At 37.9% G+C, this 14,512-nt stretch carries 10 protein-coding genes; 4 read left to right on the top strand and 6 right to left on the bottom strand.

Features of this window, described 5'->3' with window-relative positions:
- The first annotated feature begins 205 nt into the window (after positions 1-205).
- Positions 206-2,806, top strand: coding sequence for an AAA family ATPase (locus tag CWB78_RS09675; RefSeq protein ID WP_138595279.1), 2,601 nt, complete (start codon positions 206-208; stop codon positions 2,804-2,806).
- Positions 2,807-3,268: 462 nt separating this feature from the next.
- The gene (locus CWB78_RS09670; RefSeq protein WP_138595277.1) at positions 3,269-3,820 is read left to right on the top strand and encodes a cytochrome b; all 552 of its coding nucleotides are present in this window, start codon (positions 3,269-3,271) and stop codon (positions 3,818-3,820) included.
- Positions 3,821-3,869: 49 nt separating this feature from the next.
- Here the strand turns inward: CWB78_RS09670 and CWB78_RS09665 are convergent, their stop codons facing one another.
- The 3 genes from CWB78_RS09665 to CWB78_RS09655 all read right to left on the bottom strand — a co-directional run bounded on the left by CWB78_RS09665 (position 3,870) and on the right by CWB78_RS09655 (position 9,296).
- Complete coding sequence (locus tag CWB78_RS09665) at positions 3,870-5,417, bottom strand: methyl-accepting chemotaxis protein (protein WP_138595275.1); 1,548 nt, start codon at positions 5,415-5,417, stop codon at positions 3,870-3,872.
- A 183-nt stretch (positions 5,418-5,600) separates the two neighbouring features.
- On the bottom strand, positions 5,601-7,118 hold the full coding sequence (locus tag CWB78_RS09660) for a leucyl aminopeptidase (RefSeq protein WP_138595273.1): 1,518 nt from the start codon (positions 7,116-7,118) through the stop codon (positions 5,601-5,603).
- A 162-nt stretch (positions 7,119-7,280) separates the two neighbouring features.
- Positions 7,281-9,296: a TonB-dependent receptor gene (locus CWB78_RS09655; RefSeq protein WP_138595271.1), complete on the bottom strand. Its 2,016-nt coding sequence runs from the start codon at positions 9,294-9,296 to the stop codon at positions 7,281-7,283.
- 212 nt (positions 9,297-9,508) lie between these two features.
- Here CWB78_RS09655 and CWB78_RS09650 point away from each other — a divergent pair, with 212 nt between their 5' ends.
- Both CWB78_RS09650 and CWB78_RS09645 read left to right on the top strand, forming a co-directional pair.
- A complete protein-coding gene (locus CWB78_RS09650) occupies positions 9,509-11,326 on the top strand; it encodes a protein kinase domain-containing protein (protein ID WP_138595269.1) in 1,818 nt (605 codons plus the stop codon).
- 56 nt (positions 11,327-11,382) lie between these two features.
- Positions 11,383-11,814 (top strand): DUF3859 domain-containing protein, encoded by a 432-nt coding sequence (locus CWB78_RS09645; RefSeq protein WP_138595267.1) that lies wholly within the window; start codon positions 11,383-11,385, stop codon positions 11,812-11,814.
- Between the two features lie 56 nt (positions 11,815-11,870).
- Here CWB78_RS09645 and CWB78_RS09640 read toward each other — a convergent pair whose 3' ends face one another.
- The 3 genes from CWB78_RS09640 to acuR form a co-directional block, all read right to left on the bottom strand.
- Entirely contained in the window at positions 11,871-12,287 is a 417-nt protein-coding gene (locus tag CWB78_RS09640) for a VF530 family protein (RefSeq protein ID WP_008114664.1), read from the bottom strand.
- Positions 12,288-12,359: 72 nt separating this feature from the next.
- Positions 12,360-13,352 carry an acrylyl-CoA reductase (NADPH) gene (acuI, locus tag CWB78_RS09635; RefSeq protein ID WP_138595265.1) on the bottom strand — a complete coding sequence of 331 codons (993 nt, stop codon included), beginning with the start codon at positions 13,350-13,352 and terminating at the stop codon, positions 12,360-12,362.
- 49 nt (positions 13,353-13,401) lie between these two features.
- Complete coding sequence (acuR, locus tag CWB78_RS09630; protein WP_138595263.1) at positions 13,402-14,037, bottom strand: acrylate utilization transcriptional regulator AcuR; 636 nt, start codon at positions 14,035-14,037, stop codon at positions 13,402-13,404.
- Between the last annotated feature and the right edge of the window lie 475 nt (positions 14,038-14,512).

Raw genomic sequence — 14,512 nt, 5'->3', positions numbered from 1 at the left:
AGTGTGTGGTGATTTGTCTGATAACATTATTAAAAGTCGTTTTGGTATATTTTAACAACGATAATTTTATAACATACGTAATAACTTGTTTACATAAGAGTTGTTTGGTGGAATTATTGAGCAATGTAATATACGCCGTTTTGGGGTGTTATAACCCCCTCAAAGTGGTGTTCAATAAGCTGTTATACAGAGAAACTGGTGAGATATGGAAGCTAATATAATAGAAGAAGTAAAAACCCTTGAAACAGAAGTTAAAGAGTTTGCTAATTCTCAACCGTATTGGGCAAAATATCTATGTTCTGAAATCTTAGCAGGCAATGAAATTACAGATGTCATAATAAATACTTCGTATTCTTATTTGCTTGAAAAATTAGGTCTTAAAGAAGCAACCGACAAGGCCGAAATTTCCATTTCCTACAACCCAAATGCTTCTGATGACTTTAAAGAAAATTTATACTTTGTTTCTCTGACAAATGTTGAAGGGGTTAATGCACTTACCGAAAACCAAACCATTGAATTAACACCAAATCTAACTATTATTTATGGAGCTAATGGCGCAGGAAAGTCTGGGTATGTTCGACTTTTGAAAAATGCTTTTTACTCAAAAGATAAGGGAGACATTCTTCAAAATATCAATATTGAATCAGGTCACAAACCAATTTCTGCATCATTTAATTTATCTTCAGATGGAACTAGTATTTCATTGAAATATCCTGGCGATACTGGAAACGGGATATTTAATCAATTTGCTGTTTTTGATGGAGATATTGCTAAGAAGCATCTTAGTATAAGAAATGATTTTAGTTTCCGTCCTGCTGGCTTGCAGTTGTTCAATGAATTTAATGCAGCTTTAGAAAAATTAAACGCAAAGCTTTACAGCGATGTTCAGAAAAAAATTATAGCAAACCCGTTTGCCGATGATGATATTTTTCAGGGAGAATCTGAAATTAAATCTTTTTTAACTCAGCTTTCTCATAACTCAAAGCTGGAAGAGTTAAAAGCACACTTGCCTTATACGGATGAGGAAAAAGCAAAGAAAACTCAACTGGACAAACAATATGACGACTTAAAAGTCGCTCTCGCTCAAAAAGATAAAGCACTCAAAGAATTGCAAAGCATAAAAACGCAATTGGCAGATCGAAAAAAGAATTTAGAAACTCTAAATTTATGGTTCAATCAAACGCAGTTAGCTGCGGTAGTATCAGCCATCACTGATTGCAAAACAAAAGAAAACAGCGCCAAAAAAGAAGGTATTGAAAAATTTAAAACCGATAAAGTTCAAAATATCGGTTCTACAAAATGGAAACAATTCATTCAAGCGGCTGAAAAATTTGCTTCAACTCAAGGTGAACGCGAATATCCTGAAATTGGAGACAACTGCTTGTTATGTCATCAATCAATCAGCGATGATACACCTAAAAACCTGATGCGCAGTTATTGGGAATACATAAAAAGTGTGGCTGAACAAGAAGCTAAAATAGCGAACGAAAAGCTTGTTAAATTTAAAGATGGCTACGAAAAATTAGACTTTAATCAGTTTCCAGAGACTGACACACTGACTGTTTGGTTAAAAGAAAAATTCGAAGCTGATTTAACAAAGCTCAAAGAAGAACTAAAAAATCAAGCAACAATTAGCCAAGCGCTTATTTCAAACATCAATGCAAAAAAAGACTTACCACAAGTTGAAGTGCAACTCGATTTAAGTCTATTAGATGTCATCAGTGTAGAGGTTGATAAAGACATTAAAGCGTTTAAAGAAGATGAACAAGCTAGAAAGTTAGCAGAACTGCTAAAACAAAAAACATATTTAGCTCATAAAGAGAAGCTAGAAGCCCGATATACTGATATTGAAAAACTAAATAAAAACTTAATTTGGGTAAATAAAGCCAATCAATTCACCAAACAAAGCTTTAAGTCACAGTCAACCAAAACAGAAAAGCGTTTGTCAAAAGAATATTTCAACACCGATTATATCAACGCATTTAATGATGAATGCGAACAGCTGAACGGAAAGTTCGGAATTGAAATAGATGCAAAAAGCTCAGACGCGCAATCAAACCGGCAACTTTTTCTTAAAGGGAAAGACCCTTCTGCAATTTTGAGCGAAGGAGAACAAAAAGTAATTTCACTTGCCGATTTTATTGCAGAAACCAATATCACTACAATCAATAAAGGAATCATTTTTGACGATCCTGTTAACTCTCTTGACGAAGAAAGAAAAAGTGTTATTGCTGAACGGCTTGTTTCTATTTCCAAAAACAAGCAGGTTGTCATTTTTACGCATGACTTAGTCTTTGTTTCCAGTTTAATCAATTATTCTACAGATAAGAGCCTTCTGCATGAATGTCACTGGATTGAAAATAGAAATGGAAAGCCTGGACAAGTTTGGTTGAGAAATTCCCCAACTTATGAAAAAGTTTACCGCAATTCTGAACCTGTAAAGAAACTTTATACTGGGGCAAACAATGATGAATGCGCTCCCGAACAAAGAGAGTTTTTGGTAAAAAGTGGATTCACCGCTTTACGTACTTGCTATGAGGTATTAGTTATTAATGATTTATTCAAAAATGTTGTCCAGAGATACAATGAACGAGTAAGTGTTGATAGTCTTTCCAGTGTCTATTTTGACGAGACGTTGATAAATGAACTCCTTGATAGTTTCGCTCAATGTTGTAGATATATGGAAGGGCACACCCATAGCGACAAGTATGCCTACAAAAAGCCAGAGCCTTCTCATCTCAATGAAGAGATTCAGAGGTACGAAACTATAAGAATAAAAATCAGGAAACACAAAAAAAATGTATAACAAGTCACTGCAGCGGAACGCTAACGCGTCCGCTGAGAGAAGCGTTGTACGCACAGGAAAGTCATGATTAGATCTATTTTGATAATATCAAAACCAAATGGGTTAAATCTTGACTTTAGGCATCATAAGAGCCAATTCTTCAAGCTTTGGCTAGTCTAAATCACTCGTCGTTCTCGATACTCTTTAATTTGCTGCTGTTTATTATTTTTAAAACACGTTAATTGTTTAAAACGGTAACTTAAGGTTGCCGTTTTTTTATGCCTACTATTTAAGTTTATTTTAAGCTTGCGCAGTTATTGTAACTAATACTTAAATTCCAGAATTATTAAACCATTGAACTGACTTAGTAACTCATTTTATGTTTTAGATCATTAAGCAGTGAGTGAGTAAAGGTTAGCCTGTAAACATGTACTCATACGCATAAGTGGCTTTTAACTTTAATGCGTTTAATTAGGAGGTATTATGAATTTTAAAAATACAGATACTCATTACAATACACTCTCTATAGCCTTGCACTGGTTGATGTTTATTTTAATTGTCACTGTGTACGGTAGTATTGAACTACGTGAATTATTTGATAAAGGCACTGAAACGCGTGATGCCTTTAAAATGTGGCATTTTATGTTGGGTTTATCGGTGCTAGCTTTAGTAAGCGTGAGGGTAGTTGCGCGTGTAGTGGGTGGTGCAGCACCTGCCATACAACCTGAGCCTGCAAAGTGGCAAAATAAATTAGCTACATTTGTTCATATTGCGCTGTATGTGTTTATGTTTGCTATGCCTATAGCTGGTTGGCTGATTTTGAGTTTAGCAGGTAAACCCATCCCGTTTTTTGGTTTAGAGTTGCCTCCATTGGCAAGTGAAAACAAAGAGCTTGGTAAAACCATTAAAGAAATACACGAAACAGCGGGCGAAGTTGGTTATTACGTAATAGGCTTACATGCGGCGGCTGCATTATTTCATCATTACATTTTGGCTGATAATACCTTTAAACGTATGCTGTTTTCTAAAAAATAAACACATCATTTATAAAAAGGGAGACCATGTGTCTCCCTTTTTATATTAATTAATGAGTTGTACTCTTAAACCCTATTCTAAACCCGCCCCAATGTTTACCGTTTACATAAATTGGCACCGAGAGGTCATGCAGTATTTCACCGGTATCACGTTTATAGGTTTGTAATAAAAAGCTTTCGGTGTGGCTACCACAGCGAATTCCTGTCGGGTCATTAAAAATACGTTTAGTACGGTTGTTTACTAAATCTTTTTCAAAGTTACCGGTTAGGGCTTGGCTATAGCGTTTGTTATGAGTAGGAAAGTAGCCCTTTGTATCAACGGCTCCTGCAAAAATTATGTCTTTATTTTCCAGTATTGGTTCTTGAATAGCCGGCAGTGATTGATCTGTAAGTTTATCGTAATCGGTTGTGTACTTGGTTGGATTAGTATTCTCGATGGGTTTATAGTTTTGCGAAAAAAGTTGTTGCTGGGTTATTTTTCCGCTTTGGATCCAACCCTCAAAACATTCGCCAATTGCTTTACTGGCGTGTTTAGCCGATATCAGGATTGGTTTAAAGAATGCGTCATACTCTATGTTTTCAAGCTCTCTAAATATTGATTCTGATCCCAGCGATAAAGAAGACGCTTGCTGAGAAATTGTACTGCCTTTTTTAGTAACTTCGCCCAATAAACTACTGATGCTAGTGACTGAGCTATTTATTTGTGTGGTTGCATGCTGAAATGCAGAAACAGACTGATGCATACTATCAAGCGCGGTAGATGAGGCACCAATATCTTGGTTAATTGTTAAAAAGGATTGAGTCACGTTTTCAAGCTCTGATTTTACAGAAATACTTTGCTGTGAAACCTGCTTCATATCTTCATTGGTTTTTATACTGTTGGCGTTAATGTCTGTGAGCATGTCAGCAATTTGTTTGGTTGCTTCATTGGTTTTATTTGCAAGGTTACGCACTTCGTCGGCAACAACCGCAAAACCACGACCTTGCTCACCTGCACGAGCGGCCTCTATGGCTGCATTTAAAGCAAGTAGATTGGTTTGCTCTGCAATGTTTTGAATAACTTGGGTAATGCTTTGTATATCACTGGCACTTTTTAATAATAAATCTAATTGCTGGGCGACTTTATCTATAGAGCCTGATAACGAATCAATTTGGCTGGTGGCCGTTTGTAAGCGGCTATCGGCAGAGCTTGAGGCTTGCGCTGTTTGTACCATTGCTTGATTAATAGTGATCATGCTGTCACTGAGTTCAGTACTATTTTGTGAAAGCTCGTGTGTGGCACGCCCGACAGTTTCACTCTCGTTATAACAAGCGTCTATTTCTTTAGATAAGCTATCAACATAAAATGACACTTCAGCTGCGCCTATGGCATTTTTTGAGGTGGCTTTGGTAATGTTTTGTGCAATTTTGTTATTGAACGACTGCACGGCACCTAGTGACGAATTGTTATTTGCTGATTCAGATTTTGCTGGTTTTATATAAAAAATTGCAGATAACAGCACTATAATTGCTGCAGCAATGGTGGAGAGCTGTTCAAAATAGAAAAGAAAACAAATGCTTAAATAAAAAATGCTGTAGAGCAGGTAGGTTATTTTCATTCCTTTGACCTCGTTACTAATTGTTCCTTCTATCTTTGATTATAAATCAAACAAAATCAAATAATAAACACACTTTTAAGGATTTATTAATAGTGATGTATTGAGCTCTATAAAACTGTTTTCGTACAAAAAGCGCCAAAGTAGTAAACCTACTTTGGCGCTTTTATTAGTATTAATAAACAATTAGTTAGCTAATAACCATTCGCTTAATAAGCGAACACCAAACCCCGTTCCCCCTGGTGAAAGCTCATCTTTGCCTTTTTTCACTAATGCATTACCTGCGATATCAATATGCACCCAACGGGTTTCACCAGCAAAATGCTCTAAGAAAGTAGCGGCTGTGGTTGCACCAGGGCCACCTGAACCTACATTTGTTATATCAGCAATGTCAGACTTCAACATATCTTTATAACCCAATGGTAAGCGCCATAGGTTCTCGTTTACTTGTTTACCTGCAAGGGTAAGTTGCGATACTAGCGTATCGTCATCTGAGAACACAGCCGCATATTCATTGCCTACAGCACGGATTTTTGAACCGGTAAGTGTTGCAACATCAATCATGATCTCTGGTTTGTAGTGCTTACGTGCATACCACATTGCATCACTTAGTACTAAACGACCTTCAGCATCGGTATTTAAAATTTCTACACTTAAGCCTTCAGCTGTGCGAACAACATCGCCAGGAGCTACAGCAAATTGCGATACCATATTAGCTGCCATGCCCATAACAGCTACTACGTTTTTATCTGCTTTAGCTAACGCCATTGCTTTTACAGTACCAAGCACTGCAGCAGCACCGGCCATGTCTGATTTCATACGTGCAATAGACGCACCGGTTTTAATGCTATAACCACCTGAGTCGAACGTAATGCCTTTACCAACAAGGGCAATAGGGGCATCGTCAGAGCCTTTATAATGAGCTACCACTAAACGTGCACCTTGCTGGCTTCCTCTACCTACAGCTTCTAATGCGCCCATGCCAAGCTCTTTTAGCTCTTTAGGCTCTAACACTTTGATAGTAACACCTAACGACGCTAATTCTTTTGCTGCATTGGCAAAATCAACCGGCGTCATTTCTGTAGCCACTTCTGATGTTAAATCGCGTGCTAAAAATACACCGGCTTGAATACTCTCTAATTGAGTGTAAAGCTTGCGAGTTTGCTTGGTGTTATCAACATCAAACGTATAGCTAACTGTTTCAGTGCTTGGTTCTTTTTTGTAGTTTTCAAAACGGTGATCGCGTAGGTTTGCACCGTGGGCAAAATTAGCAGCAAGTGCAGCGTTATCGTTTGCACCCGTTACATCATCAAAAATAACACTGGCAGTGCCTACTTTAGCTTTAACTAGGCGAGCATGAATATTACCGCCTAACTTAGCCGCTTTTGCTTTATTTAATTCGTCTGCTTTACCTGTACCTACAACCAAAATACGGCTGTAGTTACTTTTACTAGGCGCGACAAGTTGCGCGACTTTTGCGTAATCGCCAGTAAAGTTTTCTATATCGATAACACGTTGTAATTGGCCATCAAATTGTTTATCAAGTGTTTTAAATTGGCTGTTGCTGCCATCTTGGCTATAAAATACAACCAGCGTATTTGCGTCGCTGTCTACTTTTGTAGAAAAATTAAAGTCTGCTGCTTGTGCATTAATACACATACCCAGTGCAAGCGCGATTGAAGAGGCTTTTATAATACGTTTCATTTTTTAACCTAAGAATAATTTAAAGGGGTGTTTTACCTTATTTAGCCTACTGTAGTTAAGTAGGATACGGTGAAACAGCAAATAACAACGATATAGTTACTTTTTTCTGTTATTTTCGCTCTATAAATCATTTTCATTCGTTTTTATTGTCAGAGGCGGAATTTAAAATAATAAGCTAAAACTTAATCGGGCAGTTCTTGGCTCTATAGGGTGAAAGTGATTATCTTCAACGCCATCAATGGGCTCATTAGGTAAGCGCGATGAATAATAATAATCAATATCATGGTCTCTGCTGTTAAATAAATTCAGTAACTCAAACTCTACTTGCCAATGAGTTTGCTGATAACTTATAGAGCTATTAACTACGGTTAATGGCTCCGAGCGTTTTTCTCCGTCGCTTGTTAATGTGCGTTTACCTATATGGCGAATACGTAACGATGACTGCCATTGTTCTGTTAAATGCCAATTTAAGCCAGCGCTTGCGACAACGGGTACTGCACCTTCTATATAGTTTTTGACATTATTTATGCTTAAACGAGAGTGGGTAAATGATACTTCAGCATCAAGACTAAAACTATTATTAACCCAATAATAGGCGCTCATTTCTATACCATAGCGCTCAGAGGCATCACTAGGCTCTGTATTACCTGCATCGCCAACAAATAGAAGTTCTGAGTCGAGGTTTAACCACCATAATGCAGCCGATAAGTTAAATGTTTTTGGTTCAGCAAACCTTAAACCAATTTCAGCGCCTTCACTTTTTACCAGTAAATCTACTTGCTCTGATTTATCTAATGTAACAGGGTCTACATTAATTGTTGCTCCACGAGCATCATTTGAATGAAATGACTGACCCCAATTAGCATAGGTGGCTACTAAATCGGAAAATTGGTAGTTTAAACTAGCTTTTAAACTCACTAAATCATCGTTTTGACTACCCGAATTAGCTGAAATATTGCTATTAACATCAACGTTATAGTAGTCGTATCGAATACCTAAGCTTGCTTCTAGATTGGTACTTAAAAAAAGCTTTGATCCCCAATGGGCTGAGTAACTAGTTTGATTTAAATCGTCTTGTCTTACTGTAGATAATCGCTTTCTTTTTTTTGTGTTATATAAGCCAACGTTATCAATGTTGGTATGATGAAGTGCTAACCCTGCCGTATGTTGCATGTTAATAGCTAGCATTTTGGTATCATACTGATAATTAAATTCGCCACCATATACTTTACGACTGTCTTTTTGGTTAAATTGATCGCCATTAACAGGATCATTTAAAAAATAGCTAAAATTTGAGTATAAATCTAAGTCATAACTTATTGCGTATGCATTTACCTTTAGGTTTTCACCTTGCCAAACGGTCGATAAACTATAGCGGCTAGAATTGCCACCTAATGACGTATCTAAAGAGCCAAGCTGAGAAATTAACCCTTGAGAAACTGCGCGCTTAGGGATTTGGTCAGCTGAATTCCAGCTGTTGTCATAGGCCATAGCACTGAGGGTAAAATCGCCATTAAATGCTTTGCCAACATATCGAAGGAGTGCGTTTTTTTTATTAACAGCTTCATTAATATCATCCCATGGACCGGAGTATCCTTGCCACTCAGCTGCGGCCATTAGTTTACCTTTTGTAACATCAGTTGAAGCGAGTACTGTGGCTCGCTTGTAGTTATCTTCTCCAATACTAAGACTTACTTGTTGATGAGTTAGTGTATCTATAAGATTAAAATTTGCGCTCCCAGCTGATGAAAAGTCTCCTTGGGTAGCGCTATAAGATCCTTTCTGATAATTAATGCTTGATATAGATTCTGGAATAATAAAATTTAAATCGGTATAGCCTTGACCGTGCCCATGGCTAGGTAAATTTATTGGCATACCATCAATATTAGTGGCGAAATCTGTTCCGTGATCTAAATTAAAGCCCCTTATAAAGTATTGATTCGCTTTTCCTGAGCCACTATGTTGAGTTACTGCCATACCTGGGATCAGTTCCAACAATTCTGCACTTCTTAACATAGGACGTTGTTGAATCTCGCCTTGCCCAATAATACCGCTTGAGGCACTAATAGACTCGCCAATTAGGCTATCTCTGTGTCCGTAAACGGTTAATTTCTCTATGCTTGCTTGTGCATAACTAAACGGTAAAATTCCTAATGTTATAAATGCTAGTTTCTTCACGCTTAAAGTCCTTTAAATCATTATTCTTTAATTAGATGTCATTAAGCAACGGCCAGAACAGGATATTGGATGCAATATTTTTTATTATTTATGTTTTTATCAATCATATTTATAACTGCAGATAAAAACAAAGCTATAAGCTATTGTAATCTCTTTATATAAAACTAATAATCGAAGGGCGTTTTTACACCTTATTATTTTGAGTACATGCATTGAAAGCAAAAGAAATTCGCAACTTTTATATTAACGAAGAACAGTCTGTTTATTTGTTATCGCACCGTGATGCTAAAAAGCATCGCCAATGGCTTAACATTTGTATTAAACAGCTAACACTACTTGGTTATAAAAATGTTGAAATGATTGGCTCTGGTGCGTTTGGCTTTGTTTTTGCGGGTGATGATGAACATGGCCTGCCGTGGGTGTTTAAATTTTCAAGAATAACGCTGGCACAAAGTGTGCGAGATCGCCTTGAAGACGAAGCGTATATGCTGTCTCAAATTGATAATCCGCTAATACCAAAATTTTATGGTTTTGAGCGGATTAAAAAACAGGGCATTTTGATGATGGCTCGTGCAATAGGTGAAGATCTTGAAAAAGTATCACTTAAGCAAGGGCGGCTATCTGCCGCAAAAATAATGAACTTAGCGGTAAAATTGAGAAATGTGTTGCTTGATTTACGCCATCATAAAAATGGATTAAGCCCACAACCTATTGTGCATGGCGATATTAAACCCTCTAACTTGGTGTGGGATGAAAAAGCCAAGCAGCTTTCATTGGTTGATTGGGGAAGCTCGGTATATGCCCAAGTAGATGAACAAGGTAACCCTATTGCCAGTAATTTTATGGATTTAATGTCGGGTGATTTAAGCACCACTAACGCGCGAATGGGTGATGTGTATTTTATTGGTGATGCGCAAATGTCTGGCGAAAAGTCATCCCCTCGTTTTGATGAGCAGGGGGTTGCATCAACGTTGTATGCACTTGCATCGGCTCAGTCTTGTCGATTTGGCGCTCAGGCTATTCCGGCCAGTAGTTTAATGCTACCAAAAGAGCTTGCGAATGTAATTGACGGCATGCTTTCAAAAGAGCGTAGTGTAAGGGATAAAGCCGGCGACTATTTTATGCGTAACATAGAAACTATGGCAAAAGCATTTTTACCAGAGCTACCAAAGCAAGACACTAAAGCACGCATTCCTTTTTGGTTTAGCCAAGATCCTGAGCCCGAAACCGTTGTATATAGTTCCCGCAAACAATTTTTACGCCAAGCCGACCATAAACAGCAATTACTCGATGTAAACGATGCCCAGTTAGATAGGTATTACAAAGAATTTTTGTTTGATACTGGGGATACCGAAAAATCGTTTTTAGCGTCAATTAGTCGCTTAGCGAAATACCCGGTAGTAGGGGGACTGAGTTTTCATTGGAAAGATGATTCTTTGTATGTTGAGTCATCACTTATTATGCACGATGAAGCTTTAGCCACCGCGTTTACTGATGCGGTAAATAATACTGTAATGCTGGCACAAGCGATTAGTCAAAAAGGCTTATTTAAGTGTTGTTTATTTGATGCCCGCAAAACAATTCAGTTAGAACGCGATGGCACCGGTGCGTTCAAATTTAACCAGTTACCTGAGCTTGACTATGAAGTGGTTAATGTAAAAGCCAGCGAGGTAACCCGTCCGCACTCATATTTTGAAGATGGTAAAGATCCCGATGAACAACTGCAACTGCCTAAAAAGGTGATTAAATGTGTATTTGAGCTAAACCAGATACATCATACGGGTTGTATTATTTTTGAAGCACTACCAGATAGGATGAAAATTCACCATTACTATCGATTACTCGATGCTAGTAAAGAAGTTGAATTTAAACGTTTGCTAAATAAACTCATGCAGTACGCGGTTAATATAACTGATGTTGGGGTCGCTGGTTTTATGAAGTTGCCGTATAAAAATACTCGCGAGTTTAGTTTATGCGAGCAGCAACCCAGCAATTATTATCCTAAAAATCCAAAACAACTACTTAATTAATAAGTCACTCGCTGAGGCTGGTGGCTTAACAATAGAAAGAAAAAATAGAAAGTTAAATGGCAAAATCTAAACCACAAATTACATTAGAAAGTTACGGTATATATTCCAACTGGGACAAAGCCAGTAAATCGTTACCACAAATCACGCAATTCACCACAAAGGTAACCGCGTGTATTGATGTGGAATTTGGCCTAATAGTAAATATCAAAAAAGCCAAAGGCGAAAAGCTACATTATTGTATTTATCACCCCGGTATTATAGATGCCGATGGCGAAGTGATGCAGGCTTTTGAGGGGAATGTATATGTTAAAGATAACGATTGGTCGTTTTATTTAGGCGACACCGTGTGGGAGCCTATAGAAGATAAAATAGGTAACTGGCGTATGACCTTATCATTAGCAGGAAAAGTCATTGCGGATAAAACATTTAATCTAACTAATGAACAGACCAAAACAGAAGATGATTTTTGGAAACACCGAGGCTATTAATTTCCTCAATAAACAAAAAAAGCTAACAATAAAGTTAGCTCTTTTATGAAATTAGCTTAGTTACCCCAAGGGTTACTTGAATTTGAACGTTGTTTACGAGTACGGGCACGTTGCTTGGCTGCTTTTTTCTCTTGAATACGCTTAGCATCAGAAAAGCTTAACTCGCATGGTTCACCTGGTTTATCGCCTTCAGGGATAATACGGTCGCGTGGAGGCAGTTCGTATTGTACGTCATCTGGGCGTGGTAAGTTTTTTAGGCGGTACAAATAGAAATTATCTACTTTTTGTTGTGCCCACTCGGTTTTACGTAAAAATTTAACTGCTGACTTAATGTCAGGATTATTTTTAAAGCAGTTGAGTTGTAAGTAGGCATGCAGGAGTTCCCACCCATATTGCTCAACCAGTTCTTCAACCACTTGCTCTAATTTAACGCCTTGCAGTGGGTTATTACTGAAAAGTTCTTGGTTGCTCATAGGTGTTCTCTCGTTATTAAAAATACGGCTAGTATTATAAATTTAATAACGAGAGTTTAATAGCAAAAATGCTTAACTTTGACAATTAACCACAACACGACCACGAATTTGGCCCTGCATGAGCTGTTCAGCATTTTCAATAACCTGATCAAGTGTGATTTCGGTCGAAATTTTATCTAAGTAATCGCTACTAACTAGGGATGCTAAACGATCCCATGCTTCAACACGGTCCGCTTTAGGGCGCATTACGCTATCAATACCCATTAAAGAAATACCACGTAAAATAAATGGCGCAACAGACGCTGGCAAATCCATACCTTGTGCAAGCCCACAAGCTGTTACTACGCCACCGTATTTAAGTGAGGCACAAATATTAGCAAGTGTGTGACTACCTACAGAATCAATGGCAGCAGCAAAGCGTTCTTTTTGCAGTGGTTTACCTGGGTTTGAAAACTCGTTCCTATCAATTACATTATTTGCACCTAATGATTTTAAATAGTCAGCTTGTTCCATGCGACCTGTTGCTGCGGTTACTTGATAACCTAGCTGGCTTAGTAAATAAATAGCAAAACTGCCTACGCCACCATTGGCACCGGTGACTAACATTTCACCTGAGTCAGGGGTGATCCCTTGTTTTTCAAGGGCAATCACGCTCAACATTGCTGTGTAACCGGCAGTACCAATTTGCATAGCTTGTTTAGCTGATAAGTTGGCGGGTAGGGGAATTAACCAATCGCTGCTAAGAGCCGCTTTTTGGGCTAGGCCACCCCAATGTTTTTCGCCAACACCAAAGCCATTTAAAATCACCTTATCGCCAGCTTTAAATTCTTCACTGTCGCTGTTAGTAACTGTACCCACTAAATCAATGCCAGGTACCATAGGAAAGCTGCGAACTACAGGACCTTTGCCAGTAATGGCTAAGCCATCTTTGTAATTTAGGGTACTGTACAGTACGTCAATTAATACATTTTCGTTTGGTAAATCATCACTGTTTATGCTGCTTAAATTGGCACTGTAGTTGTCGTCTTGCTTATCTATAACAATAGCTTTAATAGGATTGCTCATTAGATTTCCTTTTAGACCGATCGTCTTTAAATTGATAATAAAAAATGCATCATTTGAGTAATGTGCGTAAAAACATTTCTGTGTATAAAGTCAGTGGCTTGCTTGATTGTGTTAGTTTAGCTCGCATTACAGCGCCTTCCCAACCAATCCAAAAATATTCACTCATTTGTGTAGTATCAACATCAGTTTTAATAGTATGTTGCTGTTGAGCTAAGTCTAAGCACTGTGTTAACTGTGCTTGCCAAGCATGGTAACTCTGCATTAGGCGTATTTTAAACTCGTCACTTAAATGATTGAGTTCTTGGTTTAAATTACCTACTAAACAACCGCGTTTGTAAACATACTTTTGCATCCCAGCTATAGCACTTTGGGTAAAGTTAACAATGCGTTCTAGGGGTGGTACTTCAGGTTGCTCTAAATAAAACTTAAGTTTAGCTATAAAAAACGTGTCGTACGCATCAACCAAAGCTAAGCCAAATGCTTCTTTATTTTTAAAGTAATGATAAAACGAGCCCTTAGGGACTTTGGCTTTTTTTAATATGGTGTCGAGCCCTGTGGCACTAAAACCAAACTCAGTGAGGGTTTCTAATCCCACACGAAGGAGCAACGCTTTAGTGTCTGCGTTGTCTCTGGCTATTTTGGGTGGGCGGCCACGCCTATTTGTAACTGCTGATATTTTATTCATAACTTATATTAGACCGATCGGTTTTAAATAATCAAGTGTTTATTTGCAATCTTTTTAAAACAACGAAATCTGTTCATTTTTCGATTACAAATTAATGAGGAACTTTAGCTTATGTTGCCAGTCACAAATATGACACTTATGTGTTTTTGAGCCGATATGTCGGAACATTTAAATAAAGTTATATAGGTTAAAGTTGATTAGGGTCTGTTGACCTTTTAAGGTTAAATTTGCAGCTGTCTGTTTGGTATTTAGCCAAGGCAGCGCCTATGTGGTGTGGTTATTTCCCATAAATAGGCGATAACGCAGCATCAATGCCAAACAGGCGCTGCCCGAAGGGTTCTGCCTAGGAGCGATTTACTCTTTGTTGCTCGGTTTTTACTTAGCCCACTAGGTTACAAACCTCGCGCCGCGATTAAACCGCTCCTAGTTTGAACAAATTGTAATCCGCAAAGGTCATCAGAGCCTAAGTTTGAGC

The sequence above is a fragment of the Pseudoalteromonas sp. S1612 genome (genome assembly GCF_005887175.1).
Classification (GTDB): Bacteria; Pseudomonadota; Gammaproteobacteria; order Enterobacterales; family Alteromonadaceae; genus Pseudoalteromonas; species Pseudoalteromonas undina.
This window is presented reverse-complemented; position numbering and strand designations above follow the sequence as displayed.